This is a genomic window from Burkholderia sp. Ac-20344 (genome assembly GCF_017104975.1).
Lineage (GTDB): Bacteria > Pseudomonadota > Gammaproteobacteria > Burkholderiales > Burkholderiaceae > Burkholderia.
This window is the reverse complement of the sequence record NZ_JAAGPP010000195.1, coordinates 1-13,925: the sequence shown is the minus strand read 5'-3', so window position 1 is coordinate 13,925 and position 13,925 is coordinate 1. Positions and strand designations below refer to the sequence as shown.

Genomic DNA, 13,925 nt, shown 5'->3' with positions numbered 1-13,925 from the left:
CCGAATCCCACAGATAGACGCCGTCGGCCTTCACGATCACGCGGCTGCCCGCGCGGTTCAGCGCGCCCATGTCCGAGAACGGGTGGATGTGGTGCGCGGCGTCGAGCGCGCGGTATTCGGCGGTCGAGCGGGCCTGCGTCGCGCGCGGCGCTGCGGCCGGCGCGGCCGGCTGGATCCAGGCAGATTCGTTGCGGTAAGTCATGTTTCCTCCGTGATTCCGTATTCGGTTGGGTGCACGCTCAGACGTGCAGCAGCAGATGGCGGCGTTCCCACGAGCTGATCACGCGGAAGAACGCTTCGTATTCGGTTTCCTTCAGCGCGAAATACGCCTTCAGGAACTTGTGGCCGAGGATCTCGCCGAGCGGCTCGCACGCAGCCATCAGCGTCAGCCCTTCCTCGAGGTTGCGCGGCAGCTGGTACGGCAGGTCGTAGCCGTCGCTGACGAGCGGCTCGGTCGGCTCCAGACGCTGCGTCATGCCGAGATAGCCGGCCGCGAGCGTTGCAGCGAGCGCGAGGTACGGGTTGCAGTCGACGCCCGGGATGCGGTTCTCGATGCGGCGTGCCGACGGGCCCGAGTGCGGGATGCGGAAGCCGACCGTGCGATTGTCGTAGCCCCACTGCACGTTGATCGGCGCGGCCATGAAGCGCGACAGGCGGCGGTACGAGTTGATGTACGGCGCGAAGATCGGCATCAGTGCCGGCGTGTACTTCTGCAGCCCCGCGAGGTAGTTGTAGAACATCGACGTCGCACCGCCGGTTTCCTTCGACGTGAACAGGTTCTCGCCCGTTTCCTCGTCGACGATGCTCTGGTGCACGTGCATCGCCGAACCCGGTTCGTCTTCCATCGGCTTGGCCATGAACGTCGCATACATGTTGTGACGCAGCGCGGCCTCGCGCACCGTGCGCTTGAACAGGAACACCTGGTCGGCCAGCGACAGCGCGTCGCCGTGCATGAAGTTGATCTCCATCTGCGCGGCGCCGACTTCATGGATCAGCGTGTCGATGTCGAGGTTCTGCGATTCGCAGTACGCGTAGATGTCCTCGAACAGCGGGTCGAACTCGTTGACGGCCTCGATCGAATACGACTGGCGGCCCGTTTCGGGGCGGCCCGTACGGCCGACCGGCGGACGCAGCGGCAGATCGGGATCCTTGTTCATGTCGACCAGGTAGAACTCGAGTTCCGGCGCGACGACGGGCTTCCAGCCCTTCGCCTTGTACAGGTCGAGCACGCGGCGCAGCACGTAGCGCGGCGAGATCTCGACCGGCGAGCCGTCGAAGTGCACGCAGTCGTGGATCACCTGCGCGGTCGGGTCGACGGCCCACGGGATCAGGCGGATCGTCGACGTGTCGGGCACGCACACCATGTCGGGGTCGGTCACGCCGGTCAGCGAGCCGTCTTCCGGGTACTCGCCGGTGACGGTCTGCACCATCACGGCTTGCGGCAGGCGCATCGACTCGCCGGACGTGAACTTGTTGCGCGGCGTGATTTTGCCGCGCGCGATGCCGGCCATGTCGGGAATGATCGCTTCGATCTCGGTGATCCGGTGCTGCTTCAGAAAATCTTCGATGTCTTGCATGTCTGTTCTCGTTGGTTGGGGCGGCGCGCTCAGGCGAGCGCGGCGGCGGCCATGGCGCGCGTGCGGACAGCGCGGCGGGCGCGGCAGGCATCGCCGAAGGCGCGGAAGATCGCGCTCGACAGCGGGTCCTGCGCATGGCGCCATTCCGGATGCCACTGCACGGCAAGCGCGAAAGCCGGCGCATCGACGACGCTCACGGCTTCGATCAGCCCGTCCGGCGCGACGGCCTCGACGGCGAGGCCGGAGCCGAGCTGCGCGATGCCCTGCTTGTGCAGCGAATTCACGTGCACTTCGTCGCGGCCGCCGGCGAGCGCGTGCAGCTTGCCGCCGGGCGTCAGGCGCACGACGTGCGCGGGGCCGTACTGCGTGTCCATCGGCGCGTCGTCGTCCTCGCGGTGATCGGCGAAGCCCGGCACTTCATGTACGCGCTGGTGCAGCGTGCCGCCGCAGACGACGTTCAGCTCCTGGAAGCCGCGGCAGACGGCCAGCACGGGCACGCCCGCGGCGATCGCCGCGCGCAGCAGCGGCAGCGTGGTCGCGTCGCGTGCCGGGTCGTGCTTCGTGCCGGGCGCGCTCGGTTCGCCGCCGTACCGGTGCGGCTCGACGTTCGAGTAGCTGCCGGTCAACAGCAGGCCGTCGACCGCGTCGAGTACGTCGTCGACCGACTGGCGCTCGCCGAGCGCGGGCAGCACCATCGCGAACGCTTGCGCGCCGTCGACGATCGCGGCGACGTATTTGTCGCCGACCGTATGCGACGCGTGTGCGCCGATTTGCGTGTGATCGGCGGTGATGCCGACGAGGGGTTTCCTTCTTTCCATGACGTCAATCAGTTATCCGGAGGATTGTTGCGTACCACTTGCCGGATGTGGCGAAACGCCGGCGTGCAACAGCCCCGCAGCCTTGCGCGAGACGCAGGGCCGCTGGTGAATGGGCGCAACGGGATGGCGTGGCGATCCGCGCTGCGCGCGACGATCAGGCCGTCGTTCGTTTCATTGCGAGTCGCGACGCGGCAACGAATGCGCGAACGCGTGCCGTCACCGCACGGACGATGCGGTTGGCGAATCTGCAGACGAAACGAACGGCGTAAAGAAAGGAGAGGCGCTACGGCAGCAGCGACGCCACTTCGTCGGTATCGACGGCGACGAATGCGCGTGCGGAAACGGCGTTGTGACGCCGAACGGAACGACGGGACAGGATGGTGTAGATCGACAGATGAAGCAGGCGAGGACTATGCCAGCCGCAACTGCCGTCGTCGGAAGCGGACGCGGCGCTGCGCAAACTTCGCACATCGCCTCGATCCCACCTCACCAGAGGGCCACGGACTCTCACGATTACACTCGACTGGGTTGTTGAAAGTATTGAACACCTGACCGTTTCGACGCGCTGGGCGTTTAAAATAATCAAGGCGCCGGTTACGCGTTATTTACATTGATGGGCATCAATTTTTGCGTTGCAATAACGTTTTTTGCTGCCGATGAATGCTTGATGACGCTAACCTGAGAGCCAGCATATACGAGCCAAAAACGGCGTCAAATGTTTTTTTACGGTGTTGCATCAGGGCTTTCCCGAGCAGTGCGAACAAAAGATTCGCAAAAGGAATAATCGCTGGGGTGTTCATTATTTCGAACGCCTTTCAGGGTTTTCCCCGCTGATGCACGGCATAAAGTGATTAGAATATTCAACGGCTGTCCACTGCGTCGTTTCACTTTGCCATCGCACTTATCGTGTCCGAAACCGAATCGATGTCCACCGAAGTCGCCGAGCGCCTGCGTTTCGTGCGCAACAAGCATGGCCTGTCGCAGCGCGAACTCGCGAAGCGGGCCGGCGTGACCAACGGAACGATCTCGCTGATCGAGCAGGGCCGCGTGAGCCCGTCGGTCGGCTCGCTGAAGAAGCTGCTCGAATGCATTCCGATGAGTCTCGCGGAGTTCTTCACGTTCGAGCTCGTCGAATCGCGTTCGGTCGTGTCGCGTCGTGACGAGATGCCGAACCTCGGCAACGACACGCTCGCGTTTCATCTGGTCGGCGCGAGCATGAAGGACCGCAACATGTGCATTCTGCGCGAGATCTATCAGCCGCAGGCCGATACGGGGCCCGAGATGCTCGTGCACGCGGGGCACGAGGGCGGGGTCGTCGTGTCGGGCCGGCTCGAGCTGACCGTCGACGGCGCGACGTGGCTGCTCGACCCCGGAGACGGCTACTACTTCGAAAGCCGTTTGCCGCACCGTTTTCGCAATCCCAGCGCGGACCTGGTCTGCGAGGTCGTCTCGGCCAATTCGCCGGCGACCTTCTGACCTTCCAACCGCGCGTCACTGCATTCGCTGCCGGCCGGCTGCGCGTCACGCGCAGCGGCGCGTCGCATCGCGAATGCCAAAAAACTGAGGCATCCTGATGAACAAGTTGACTTTGGCTGACTGGCAAGACAAGGCGGCGTCGCTCGAGATCGAAGGGCGCGCATTCATCGACGGCGCGTCGCGCGACGCGCACGGCGGCAGGACGTTCGACTGCGTGAGCCCGATCGACGGCCGCGTGCTCGCGAAGGTCGCCGATTGCGGCGAAGCCGACGTGAACGCGGCCGTTGCGGCCGCGCGCCGCGCGTTCGACGCGGGCGTGTGGGCCGGGCTGAACCCGCGTGCGCGCAAGGCCGTGCTGCTGCGCTGGGCCGCGCTGATGCGCGAGCATCTCGACGAGCTGTCGCTGCTCGAGACGCTCGATGCCGGCAAGCCGATCGGCGACACGACGACGGTCGACGTGCCGGGCGCCGCGTATTGCGTCGAATGGTTCGCGGAAGCGATCGACAAGGTCGGCGGCGAGGTCGCGCCGGCCGATCATCATCTCGTCGGTCTCGTCACGCGCGAGCCGGTCGGCGTGGTGGCCGCCGTCGTGCCGTGGAACTTCCCGATCCTGATGGCCGCGTGGAAATTCGGCCCCGCGCTCGCGGCCGGCAACAGCGTCGTGCTGAAGCCGTCGGAGAAATCGCCGCTGACCGCGATCCGTGTCGCGCAGCTCGCGTACGAGGCCGGCATTCCGGCCGGCGTGTTCAACGTCGTGCCGGGCGCGGGCGAGCCCGGCAAGCTGCTCGCGCTGCATCGCGATGTCGACTGCATCGCGTTCACGGGCTCGACGGCGGTCGGCAAGCTGATCATGCAGTACGCCGCGCAGTCGAACCTGAAGCGCGCGTGGCTCGAACTCGGCGGCAAGTCGCCGAACATCGTGCTGCCCGATTGTCCCGATCTCGACCGCGCGGCGCAGGCGGCCGCCGGCGCGATCTTCTACAACATGGGCGAGATGTGCACGGCGGGTTCCCGGCTGCTCGTGCATCGCGACATCAAGGATGCGTTCATCGAGAAGCTCGTCGCGGCCGCGCGCGCGTACGTGCCCGGCAACCCGCTCGATCCGTCGGTGTCGATGGGCGCGATCGTCGACGGCATCCAGCTCGAGCGCGTGCTCGGCTATATCGAGGCCGGGCGCAGCGAAGGCCGGCTCGTCACCGGCGGTGCGCGCGTGAAGGAAGAGACGGGCGGCTTCTACGTGGAGCCGACGGTGTTCGAGGTGAAGCCGGATGCGAAGATCGCACGCGAGGAGATTTTTGGGCCGGTGCTGTCGGTGATCGTGTTCGACGACGTCGACGAGGCCGTGCGGATCGCGAACGACACCGAATACGGGCTGGCCGCGGCCGTATGGACGTCGAACCTGACGACCGCGCACGACGTGTCGCGCCGGCTGCGTGCGGGCACCGTCTGGGTGAACTGCTACGACGAGGGCGGCGACATGAACTTCCCGTTCGGCGGCTACAAGCAGTCGGGCAACGGCCGCGACAAGTCGCTGCACGCGCTCGAGAAGTACACCGAGCTGAAGTCGACGCTGATCCGGCTGCGCTGACGCGCTGCCGGGCGCGGGCGCCGCGCCGTACGGCGGTGTGCCCGCGCTCGCGGTGTGCGGGCGTTATGCGGAACGCAGCGCGGGGTGGAAGCCGGCGGCTTCGATGATCGACTGCACGCGCTCGGCGCCTTGCACCGATTCGACCTTGACGATCTTCGCCGCGACGTCGATGTCGAGCTTCGCGGCGGGATCGGCGGCCGTCACCGCGCGGGTGATGGCATTGGCGCAGCCGCCGCAGGTCATGTCCTGGACTTCGAATTCCATCGTGTTCTCCTGAGTTGACGATTGACAAGCATGGACAGCATGAAGCTTGCCACGGTGGGAAGGTCAAGCGTATGCGTGTCGAAAAAAGTCGGTGTCGCAGGCACGATGCGGCGACAGCATGTTGTAAGTGTGATGTCTGATGAATATTGATCGGGCCTTTGACGTCATTCGGAATTTATCCTGATTGACGGCGAAGCGTTCCCGGCAAAGCAGGGCGGATGCCTTGCCGGGCAACGCGCGACGGCGATCCATGAAGCACGATCACCATGCTGGCAGTAAGGATACGCGATGTGAAAATGCGAATCGATCTTAGTATCAATTCCCTTCGATATTTCAATTCGTTACTCACATGAACCGTTTTGCTTTCGGCTTCGCGCTGGCCCTGCTGGGCGCATCGGCAACGTCCGCATTCGCGGCTGACGATGTCGTCAACCTGACCCTGAAGGACCACAAGTTTTCGCCGGACGGCGTGACGATTCCGGCCGGCAAGAAGGTGAAGTTCGTCGTGAAGAACCTCGACGCGACGCCCGCGGAATTCGAGAGCGACGACTTCAAGGCGGAGAAGGTCGTGCCCGCCGGCAAGTCGGTGGAGATCCTCGTCGGGCCGCTGAAGGCCGGTACGTACGAATTCCACGACGAGTATCACGAAGCGCAGTCGAAGACGCACCTGACCGTCAAGTAAGCCCATATCGCCATGTTGTCTACTGCCCTGATCGTCTTTCGTGAAGTGCTCGAGGCCGCGCTGGTGGTGTCGATCGTGATGGCCGCCACGAAGGGCGTGCCGCGGCGCGGCTGGTGGGTCGGCGGCGGGCTGGTCGGCGGCGTGATCGGCGCCGGCCTGATCGCGGCGTTCGCCGACGTGATTTCGCAGTGGGCGTCCGGCATGGGGCAGGAAGTCTTCAACGCGGGCGTGATGTTCGTCGCGACGCTGATGCTCGCGTGGCACAGCATCTGGATGAGCCGCCATGGCCGCGAGATGGCGATGCAGATGACCGAGGTCGGGCGTGCGGTCGCGGCCGGCAGCAAGCCGCTGACGGGGCTGGCGATCGTGGTCGGTGTCGCGGTGCTGCGCGAAGGCTCCGAGGCCGTGCTGTTCCTGTACGGCATCGCGGCGGGCGATCCGGGGCAGACGCCGCAGATGATCGTCGGCGGGCTGCTCGGCGTGCTTGGCGGCGCCGGGCTCGGCTACGGGATGTATGCGGGCCTGCTGCAGATTCCGCTGAAGCGCCTGTTCTCCGTCACCAACTGGCTGATCGTGCTGCTCGCGGCGGGGATGGCAAGCCAGTGCGTGGGCTTCCTGCTCGCGGCGGGCCTCGTGCCGTCGTGGGGCGACGCGATCTGGGATACGTCGTGGCTGCTCAAGGAAACCAGCATCGTCGGCAAGGCGCTGCATACGCTGATCGGCTATACCGCGCGCCCGGCGGGCATCCAGATCGTCGCGTACCTCGCGACGCTGGCCGCGATCGTCGGGCTGTCGCGGCTCGTCGGCCGGCCGCAGGCGGCCATGCGGCCGCCACGGCCTGCAGCCTGAGTGGTCCGGGTTCAAATAGAAAAGGGGCGTCCATGACGCCCCGTTTTCATTTGCAGTGTGCGGCCGGCCCGTGCGCGGCATCGACGACAGCGAGCCGGTTGCGCACGCCGCGCCCGATCAGCGGTGGCTGTCGATCCAGGCGCGGGCCCATTCGAGCCCCGCGTCGCGCGCGTCGTCCTCGGTGTCGAACACGCCGAGCACGCCGGATGCCTCGACCAGCTTGTTGTTCTGCGTGATCGTGCCGCTCGCCGCGAAGCGCTCGGGCTGCAGGATCTCGTCCTGCTGCAGGATCGCGTGGCCCCAGATCTGGTAGCCGTGGTAGGTTTGCGCTTCCATTATCGAGTCACCTCCGCGGAGCGGCCGTGCGTGCCGACCTGCAGCACGTTGCCGTCCGGCGTGTATTGACGCGGGATGTTGGAGAAGTTTAGCGCGTGCGTCTCGTCGGGGCCGGCGGGGTGCATCACCGTGAGACGGCCCGGCGCAGGTTGCGCGACGGGGCGCGATGCGGCCGGCGTTTCGGTCGCGGTTGCGGCCGGGCGATGCGAGCCGGCTTTCACGGCTTGCGCGACGCGGCGCTTGTGCGGTTTCGTGGCGGCTTTCGGCGTGACGCTCGCGTGCTTCTCCGTGCTCTTGCCGGTACGCGCGTCGGTGCCCGGGCGCGCGGCCGGCGTACGGGCGTCCGGCGCACGGGCCGCAGGCTGCCTCGCTTCGGGCGGGTTCCAGACTTCGACGTAATGCTCGGCGGCCCAGCCCGTCGACGCGAACGTCAGCGCCAGCAGACCGCATCCAATCACTTTTACCATTGTCTCTCCGTCATATTCCTTGCGACCCGCGTTCGGTCGGCCGTGCATGCGCATTCGGGGAGGCGGCTCAGGAGAACACCCCGAGCCCGTGCTTCTCGACGATCTGGAGCATCCGGGCCGCGATGCCGCTCGGCCGCTTGTCGCCCTGTTCCCATTGGCGGATCGTCGACGCCGTCGTGTTCAGGTAGAGCGCGAACACGCTCTGGCTGACGTTGACGGATTTGCGGATGCGGGCGATCGCTTCCGGATCGAATTGCGGGGCGGCCTCGATGCAGAGATCGTCGTATTCGCGCATCGTCTTCTTGTCGATCAGCTTGGCGCGATAGAGGCCCGACGCAGCGCTGTGGATCGCCTCCGTCGCATCGCTCTTGAATCGACTCTTAGCCATGGCAAATCTCCACCCACTCGTTCAGTACGACCAGCGTCGCGATGTCGATGTCGGTGCGTCGACCGACATCTGCGGCGAGCTTTCGGAAGGCGCGCAGTTCGCGTGCGTCGATGTTGTCGCGGTCGCATTTCGCGAACAGGAACCCGAACACCCACGTATGCCTGACCTTGCCCAGCACGATTCCTCGCTGGCGATTCCCGTCCAGGCGCTGCTTCCAGACGTTGCCGCCGAGATCGATGCCCTGGCCCCGCGCCAGTTCCCGCACTGCGCGGCAGAGCTCGCCATCGGCGATTCCCGCTTTTCCGGCTGCCTTGTGAAACCACTTCGTCTTGAACACGCGTCGTACGGAAGCAGACATATCGAGCCAGTCGAGTCAGCACAGGATTATATGCCACTAAGTGGTACATATTTCGACCTGGCCGAATGGCCTGCTTCGTGCCGATACGCGATCCGGAGGGGCCGGCGGTGGCCCTTCCGGCAGACCAGCCTTACTCCACCGTCACCGATTTCGCGAGGTTCCGCGGCTTGTCGACGTCGGTGCCGCGTGCGCACGCGGTGTGATACGCGAGCAACTGCAGCGGCACGACGTGCAGGATCGGCGACAGTTGCCCGTAGTGCTCCGGCATCCGGATCACGTGCAGGCCGTCGTCGTTGACGATCTGCGTATCGGCATCGGCGAATACGTACAGCTCGCCGCCGCGCGCACGCACTTCCTGCATGTTCGACTTCAGCTTCTCGAGCAGCGTGTCGTTCGGCGCGACCGTGACGACCGGCATCGCTTCCGTGACGAGCGCGAGCGGCCCGTGCTTCAGTTCGCCGGCCGGATAGGCCTCGGCGTGGATGTACGAGATTTCCTTCAGCTTCAGCGCGCCTTCGAGCGCGATCGGGTAGTGCAGCCCGCGGCCGAGGAACAGCGCGTTTTCCTTGCGCGCGAATTCCTCCGACCACGCGATGATCTGCGGCTCGAGCGCGAGCACGCTGTTCAGCGCGGCCGGCAGGTGGCGCAACTGCTTCAGGAATTCCGCTTCCTGCTCGGCGTCGACGTGCCCGCGCAGCTTGCCGAGCGTCGCGGCCAGCACGAACAGCGCGACGAGCTGCGTCGTGAACGCCTTCGTCGACGCGACGCCGATCTCGGTGCCCGCGTGCGTCAGGAACTGCATCTCGGTGAGGCGCACCATCGCGCTCGTCGCGACGTTGCAGACGGCCAGCGTATGCGTATGGCCGAGCGACTGCGCATGCTTGAGCGCCGCGAGCGTATCGGCCGTCTCGCCCGACTGCGAGATCACCAGCACGAGCTGGCGCGGGTTCGGCACCGACTCGCGGTAGCGGTATTCGCTCGCGATCTCGACCTGGGTCGGGATCTTCGCGATCGATTCGAGCCAGTATTTCGCGGTGAGGCCCGAGTAGTAGCTGGTGCCGCACGCGAGGATCAGCAGGCTGTCGATGTCCGCGAACGCGGCGGGCGCGGCGTCGCCGAACAGCGTCGCGTCGAAGGCTTCCGTCTGCGGCACGGTGTCGCTGATCGCGCGCGGCTGCTCGAAGATTTCCTTCTGCATGAAGTGGCGATACGGCCCGAGTTCGACCGCGCCGCCATATGCGCTGACCACGCGGATCTCGCGCTGCGCGAGCGCGCCGTGCCGGTCGACGATCTTCACGCCGTCGAGCGACAGCTCGCACACGTCGCCTTCCTCGAGGAACGTGAAGCGGTCGGTGCTGCCTGCGAGCGCGAGCGCATCGGATGCGAGGAAGTTCTCGCCGTCGCCGTGGCCGACGACGAGCGGCGAACCCTGGCGCGCGCCGACGACGGTGTGCGGCTGGTCCTTGTGGATCACGGCGATCGCATACGCGCCGTGCAGCTGCCCCACCGCTTCGCGCACCGCGTCGAACAGGTTGCCGCGATACAGGCTGTGCACGAGGTGGGCGATCACTTCGGTGTCGGTCTGCGACACGAATTCGTAGCCCTTCGCGCGCAGCGCTTCGCGCAGCGATTCGAAGTTCTCGATGATGCCGTTGTGGACGAGCGCGAGCGCGTTCGACGAGAAGATCGGGTGCGCGTTGTGCGTGACGGGCGCGCCGTGCGTCGCCCAGCGGGTATGCGCGACGCCCGTCGTGCCTTCGAGGTGCGACTCGCGCACCTGCGTGTCGAGATCGGCGACGCGCGCGACGCTGCGCGCGCGCTTCGGCGCACCCGGCTCGAGCACGGCGACGCCGCACGAGTCGTAGCCACGGTATTCGAGGCGCCGCAATCCTTCGATCAGCACCGGAACGATATTACGTTGCGCAACTGCGCCGACAATGCCGCACATGAATGAGTCAGTCCTGTAAGTCGACGCGGACGCCGCCGGGGCGCCCGCAAAAGGTTCAGCTTTTCTTCTTGACCGGGCGGACGTAGCCGCTCTTCGCGGTCTGGGTCTTCTCGTTCAACGCGAGCAGGCCGTCGGCCACGTCCTTCCAGATCGTCGTGCCGGCGGCGATCGTCACGCCGCGGCCGACGCGTACCGGCGCGACGAGCTGCGTGTCGGAGCCGACGAACACGTCGTCCTCGATCACGGTGCGGAACTTGTTCGCGCCGTCGTAGTTGCAGGTGATCGTGCCCGCGCCGATGTTCACGCGCGCGCCGATGTCGGCGTCGCCGATGTACGTGAGGTGGTTCGCCTTCGAGCCGTGGCCGATCACCGCGTTCTTCACCTCGACGAAGTTGCCGACGTGCGCTTCGTCCGCGAGCTGCGCGCCGGGGCGCAGCCGCGCGTACGGGCCGATCACGGTGTGCGCGCCGAGCTCGGCGCCGTCGATGTGCGTGAACGCGTCGATGCGCGTGCCCGCGCCGACCGATGCGTTGCGGATCACGCAGTTCGCGCCGATCGTCACGTTGTCGGCGAGCGTCACGTTGCCTTCGAACACGCAGTTCACGTCGATCGACACGTCGCGGCCGCAGCGCAGCGTGCCGCGCACGTCGACGCGCGCCGGATCGGCGAGCGTGACGCCGTCGACGAGCAGTGCTTCGGCGATAGTGCGCTGGTGGATGCGCTCGAGCTCGGCGAGCTGCGCCTTGCTGTTCACGCCGAGCGTTTCCCATTCCTCGTCGGGCTGCGCGGTGACGACCTCGAAACCGGCCTCGATCGCGAGTTCGACGACGTCGGTCAGGTAGTACTCGCCCTGCGCGTTCTCGTTCTTCAGCGCGCCGAGCCACATCGACAGCTGGGCCGTGGGCGTGACGATGATGCCGGTGTTGATTTCGGCGATCTTCAGCTGTTCGGGCGACGCGTCCTTCTGCTCGACGATGCGCGTGACGAAGCCGGCCGCGTCGCGCACGATGCGGCCGTAACCGGTCGGATCGTCGAGCGTGACGGTCAGAATCCCGTAGCGGCCTTCGCGTGCGGCGTCGACGAGGCGCTGCAGCGTCGACGCGCGGGTGAGCGGCACGTCGCCGTACAGCACGAGCGTCGGTTGCGCGGGATCGAGGAGCGGCAGCGCCTGGCGCACCGCGTGGCCGGTGCCGAGCTGCTCGGCCTGCACCGCGAACTGGACGTCGGGCGCGGCGACGGCGGCCTGGACCTGCTCGGCGCCATGACCGACGACGACGACGAGCCGGGACGGCTGCAGCGTGCGCGCGGTGTCGATGACGTGGGAGAGGAGCGGCCTGCCGGCCAGGGGATGAAGCACTTTCGGCAGCGCGGAACGCATGCGCTTGCCGGTGCCTGCCGCCAAAATCACGATATTCATGGCGCCAGCTTGTCAGAGGAGTTCGAAGCTGTCCATTTTAGCATGTGGGCCTCGCCGTTCCGGGCCTGTCGCGGCGGGGCGACAGGCCCGGAAAAGGAGCTTGCGCCCCGTTTCCGGCGGGCGTTCCGGCCCTGCTTACAGGTCGTCGAACTGGACGATCGAGATCGGTTGGGCGCCGCCCGGCGCCGCGGTGTCGTCGCCCGACGCGCACGGTTCCTCGTCGAACGCGATGTCGCCCTGCGAATCGGCAACGCCGGTCGCGCGCAGCGACGTGAACGGGTACAGCGTCGTGTCCATCAGGTGCGACGGCACGACTTTCGCGAGCGCGTTGAACATGTTCTCGACGCGGCCCGGGAAGCGTTTGTCCCATTCGCGGATCAGCGCTTTCATTTCCGCGCGCTTCAGGTTCGGCTGGCTGCCGCACAGGTTGCACGGGATGATCGGGAATTCGCGCAGTTCCGCGTATTTCTCGAGATCGGTTTCCTTCACGTACGCGAGCGGGCGGATCACGATGTTCTTGCCGTCGTCCGACTGCAGCTTGGGCGGCATCCCCTTCAGCTTGCCGCCGTAGAACATGTTGAGCAGCAGCGTCTGCACGATGTCGTCGCGGTGGTGGCCGAGCGCGATCTTGGTCGCGCCGAGCTCGCCGGCCACGCGGTACAGGATCCCGCGGCGCAGCCGCGAGCACAGCGAGCAGGTCGTCTTGCCTTCGGGCACGAGCCGCTTGACGATGCTGTAGGTGTCCTGGTTCTCGATGTGGAACGGCACGCCGACCTGCTTCAGGTATTCCGGCAGCACGTGCTCGGGGAAGCCCGGCTGCTTCTGGTCGAGGTTCACCGCGACGATGTCGAAGTCGATCGGCGCGCGCTCGCGCAGGCGCAGCAGCACGTCGAGCATCGCGTAGCTGTCCTTGCCGCCCGACAGGCACACCATCACCTTGTCGCCTTGCTCGATCATGTTGAAGTCGCCGATCGCCTGGCCGACCTGGCGCACGATCCGCTTGAACAGCTTGTTGTTCTCGTACGCGTCTTTCTGTTCGCGGCGCGTCAGCGCCGGGCGGCCGGCCGGCGCGGCGGGCGTGTCGAGGGGGGCGGCATCGGCCGCCGTGTCATTCATGTGGGGGGCGTTCATGCGCGCTCCTCGTCCTTGATGCGAAAGACTTCGACGCCGACGGCGTCGCAGTCCGGATAAGCGTCCGGTTTCTCGGTACAGACGCGTACCGCGCGCACGGCATCGTGCGCCAGCAGGCGCGCGGCGATCGCGTCGCACAGCGTTTCCTGCAGGTGGATGTGGCCGCGCGCCACGCATTGCGCGACGCTCTGCTTCATCAGGTCGTAGTCGACGACTTCATGCAGCCGGTCGTCGACGGGGGTGGACAGCGCGAGCGGCACGAACAGGTCGACATTGATGACGACGCGCTGCTCGCCGCGCTTCTCGTGTTCGAAGGCACCGATGTTGATGTGCACTTCGTAGTCGCGCAGGTAGAGCCTGCGGCAGTCCGCGAGGCGGGGGTGCAGGAGAGCGGAAAACATGGTCGTCCCAGTCAAATTGGCGTGCGCACACGCAAAGCGGCGCGGGCGGCGGCAGTCAGGCCGCACGATCCGCGCAGTTCATTCATTCGGGCCGGCGGCGGGCGGCACGAGGTGCTCGCCGCCGTCGACGGTCAGCGTCGCGCCGGTGACGCCGGGCGCGCTCGCCAGATAGCAGGCGGCCGCCGCAATGTCGTCCGCGTGCGGCGCGTGGCCGCGCACGAGCGC

Annotated in this window: 17 protein-coding genes and 2 pseudogenes; 4 read left to right on the top strand and 15 right to left on the bottom strand. The window is 66.4% G+C overall.

Annotated features, from left to right (window positions below):
* The 5 genes and pseudogenes from G3N64_RS35175 to G3N64_RS35160 form a co-directional block, all read right to left on the bottom strand.
* Positions 1 to 202: pseudogene (locus G3N64_RS35175) on the bottom strand (aspartate aminotransferase family protein); the annotation flags it as partial.
* 37 nt (positions 203 to 239) lie between these two features.
* Complete coding sequence (locus tag G3N64_RS35170) at positions 240 to 1,577, bottom strand: glutamine synthetase family protein (protein ID WP_205788260.1); 1,338 nt, start codon at positions 1,575 to 1,577, stop codon at positions 240 to 242.
* Positions 1,578 to 1,606: 29 nt separating this feature from the next.
* On the bottom strand, positions 1,607 to 2,395 hold the full coding sequence (locus tag G3N64_RS35165; RefSeq protein ID WP_205788259.1) for a gamma-glutamyl-gamma-aminobutyrate hydrolase family protein: 789 nt from the start codon (positions 2,393 to 2,395) through the stop codon (positions 1,607 to 1,609).
* Between the two features lie 283 nt (positions 2,396 to 2,678).
* Positions 2,679 to 2,864, bottom strand: coding sequence for a hypothetical protein (locus tag G3N64_RS40040; protein ID WP_043184603.1), 186 nt, complete (start codon positions 2,862 to 2,864; stop codon positions 2,679 to 2,681).
* Positions 2,865 to 3,015: 151 nt separating this feature from the next.
* On the bottom strand, positions 3,016 to 3,195 hold the full coding sequence (locus tag G3N64_RS35160; RefSeq protein WP_205788258.1) for a hypothetical protein: 180 nt from the start codon (positions 3,193 to 3,195) through the stop codon (positions 3,016 to 3,018).
* A 124-nt stretch (positions 3,196 to 3,319) separates the two neighbouring features.
* On the opposite strand from G3N64_RS35160, the gene G3N64_RS35155 reads away from it, so the two are divergent.
* Both G3N64_RS35155 and G3N64_RS35150 read left to right on the top strand, forming a co-directional pair.
* Positions 3,320 to 3,871: a cupin domain-containing protein gene (locus G3N64_RS35155; RefSeq protein ID WP_205788257.1), complete on the top strand. Its 552-nt coding sequence runs from the start codon at positions 3,320 to 3,322 to the stop codon at positions 3,869 to 3,871.
* A gap of 97 nt (positions 3,872 to 3,968) precedes the next feature.
* Positions 3,969 to 5,459 (top strand): aldehyde dehydrogenase, encoded by a 1,491-nt coding sequence (locus G3N64_RS35150; protein ID WP_205788256.1) that lies wholly within the window; start codon positions 3,969 to 3,971, stop codon positions 5,457 to 5,459.
* A gap of 63 nt (positions 5,460 to 5,522) precedes the next feature.
* Here G3N64_RS35150 and G3N64_RS35145 read toward each other — a convergent pair whose 3' ends face one another.
* The gene (locus tag G3N64_RS35145; protein ID WP_205788255.1) at positions 5,523 to 5,723 is read right to left on the bottom strand and encodes a heavy-metal-associated domain-containing protein; all 201 of its coding nucleotides are present in this window, start codon (positions 5,721 to 5,723) and stop codon (positions 5,523 to 5,525) included.
* Positions 5,724 to 6,072: 349 nt separating this feature from the next.
* Here G3N64_RS35145 and G3N64_RS35140 point away from each other — a divergent pair, with 349 nt between their 5' ends.
* Entirely contained in the window at positions 6,073 to 6,405 is a 333-nt protein-coding gene (locus G3N64_RS35140; RefSeq protein ID WP_011353437.1) for a cupredoxin domain-containing protein, read from the top strand.
* 12 nt (positions 6,406 to 6,417) lie between these two features.
* A complete protein-coding gene (locus G3N64_RS35135) occupies positions 6,418 to 7,254 on the top strand; it encodes an FTR1 family protein (protein WP_205788254.1) in 837 nt (278 codons plus the stop codon).
* A 117-nt stretch (positions 7,255 to 7,371) separates the two neighbouring features.
* On the opposite strand, the gene G3N64_RS35130 is transcribed toward G3N64_RS35135, so the two are convergent.
* The 9 genes and pseudogenes from G3N64_RS35130 to G3N64_RS35090 all read right to left on the bottom strand — a co-directional run.
* On the bottom strand, positions 7,372 to 7,590 hold the full coding sequence (locus tag G3N64_RS35130) for a hypothetical protein (RefSeq protein WP_011353435.1): 219 nt from the start codon (positions 7,588 to 7,590) through the stop codon (positions 7,372 to 7,374).
* Entirely contained in the window at positions 7,590 to 8,057 is a 468-nt protein-coding gene (locus tag G3N64_RS35125; protein WP_205788253.1) for a hypothetical protein, read from the bottom strand. The genes G3N64_RS35130 and G3N64_RS35125 overlap by 1 nt, the downstream gene beginning before the upstream one ends.
* 67 nt (positions 8,058 to 8,124) lie before the next feature.
* Positions 8,125 to 8,445, bottom strand: coding sequence for a DNA-binding transcriptional regulator (locus G3N64_RS35120; protein WP_205788252.1), 321 nt, complete (start codon positions 8,443 to 8,445; stop codon positions 8,125 to 8,127).
* A complete protein-coding gene (locus G3N64_RS35115) occupies positions 8,438 to 8,803 on the bottom strand; it encodes a type II toxin-antitoxin system RelE/ParE family toxin (RefSeq protein ID WP_205788251.1) in 366 nt (121 codons plus the stop codon). Before G3N64_RS35115 ends, G3N64_RS35120 begins: the two co-directional genes overlap by 8 nt.
* Before the next feature lie 130 nt (positions 8,804 to 8,933).
* Positions 8,934 to 10,751 (bottom strand): glutamine--fructose-6-phosphate transaminase (isomerizing), encoded by a 1,818-nt coding sequence (glmS, locus tag G3N64_RS35110; protein WP_205788250.1) that lies wholly within the window; start codon positions 10,749 to 10,751, stop codon positions 8,934 to 8,936.
* A 55-nt stretch (positions 10,752 to 10,806) separates the two neighbouring features.
* Positions 10,807 to 12,168, bottom strand: coding sequence for a bifunctional UDP-N-acetylglucosamine diphosphorylase/glucosamine-1-phosphate N-acetyltransferase GlmU (glmU, locus tag G3N64_RS35105; protein ID WP_205788249.1), 1,362 nt, complete (start codon positions 12,166 to 12,168; stop codon positions 10,807 to 10,809).
* A 135-nt stretch (positions 12,169 to 12,303) separates the two neighbouring features.
* On the bottom strand, positions 12,304 to 13,299 hold the full coding sequence (gene ttcA, locus G3N64_RS35100) for a tRNA 2-thiocytidine(32) synthetase TtcA (RefSeq protein WP_205788248.1): 996 nt from the start codon (positions 13,297 to 13,299) through the stop codon (positions 12,304 to 12,306).
* Entirely contained in the window at positions 13,296 to 13,700 is a 405-nt protein-coding gene (locus G3N64_RS35095) for a dihydroneopterin aldolase (protein ID WP_047899203.1), read from the bottom strand. Before G3N64_RS35095 ends, ttcA begins: the two co-directional genes overlap by 4 nt.
* A 78-nt stretch (positions 13,701 to 13,778) precedes the next feature.
* Positions 13,779 to 13,925 (bottom strand): annotated as a pseudogene (locus G3N64_RS35090) (short-chain dehydrogenase); the annotation flags it as partial.

What these genes read in the sequence shown, in the direction of transcription:
- G3N64_RS35170 (WP_205788260.1), bottom strand. Translation starts at nt 1,577, where the DNA reads ATGCAAGACATCGAAGATTTTCTGAAGCAGCACCGGATCACCGAGATC.
- G3N64_RS35165 (WP_205788259.1), bottom strand. Translation starts at nt 2,395, where the DNA reads ATGGAAAGAAGGAAACCCCTCGTCGGCATCACCGCCGATCACACGCAA.
- G3N64_RS35160 (WP_205788258.1), bottom strand. Translation starts at nt 3,195, where the DNA reads ATGAACACCCCAGCGATTATTCCTTTTGCGAATCTTTTGTTCGCACTG.
- G3N64_RS35155 (WP_205788257.1), top strand. Translation starts at nt 3,320, where the DNA reads ATGTCCACCGAAGTCGCCGAGCGCCTGCGTTTCGTGCGCAACAAGCAT.
- G3N64_RS35150 (WP_205788256.1), top strand. Translation starts at nt 3,969, where the DNA reads ATGAACAAGTTGACTTTGGCTGACTGGCAAGACAAGGCGGCGTCGCTC.
- G3N64_RS35145 (WP_205788255.1), bottom strand. Translation starts at nt 5,723, where the DNA reads ATGGAATTCGAAGTCCAGGACATGACCTGCGGCGGCTGCGCCAATGCC.
- G3N64_RS35140 (WP_011353437.1), top strand. Translation starts at nt 6,073, where the DNA reads ATGAACCGTTTTGCTTTCGGCTTCGCGCTGGCCCTGCTGGGCGCATCG.
- G3N64_RS35135 (WP_205788254.1), top strand. Translation starts at nt 6,418, where the DNA reads ATGTTGTCTACTGCCCTGATCGTCTTTCGTGAAGTGCTCGAGGCCGCG.
- G3N64_RS35130 (WP_011353435.1), bottom strand. Translation starts at nt 7,590, where the DNA reads ATGGAAGCGCAAACCTACCACGGCTACCAGATCTGGGGCCACGCGATC.
- G3N64_RS35125 (WP_205788253.1), bottom strand. Translation starts at nt 8,057, where the DNA reads ATGGTAAAAGTGATTGGATGCGGTCTGCTGGCGCTGACGTTCGCGTCG.
- G3N64_RS35120 (WP_205788252.1), bottom strand. Translation starts at nt 8,445, where the DNA reads ATGGCTAAGAGTCGATTCAAGAGCGATGCGACGGAGGCGATCCACAGC.
- G3N64_RS35115 (WP_205788251.1), bottom strand. Translation starts at nt 8,803, where the DNA reads ATGTCTGCTTCCGTACGACGCGTGTTCAAGACGAAGTGGTTTCACAAG.
- glmS (WP_205788250.1), bottom strand. Translation starts at nt 10,751, where the DNA reads ATGTGCGGCATTGTCGGCGCAGTTGCGCAACGTAATATCGTTCCGGTG.
- glmU (WP_205788249.1), bottom strand. Translation starts at nt 12,168, where the DNA reads ATGAATATCGTGATTTTGGCGGCAGGCACCGGCAAGCGCATGCGTTCC.
- ttcA (WP_205788248.1), bottom strand. Translation starts at nt 13,299, where the DNA reads ATGAACGCCCCCCACATGAATGACACGGCGGCCGATGCCGCCCCCCTC.
- G3N64_RS35095 (WP_047899203.1), bottom strand. Translation starts at nt 13,700, where the DNA reads ATGTTTTCCGCTCTCCTGCACCCCCGCCTCGCGGACTGCCGCAGGCTC.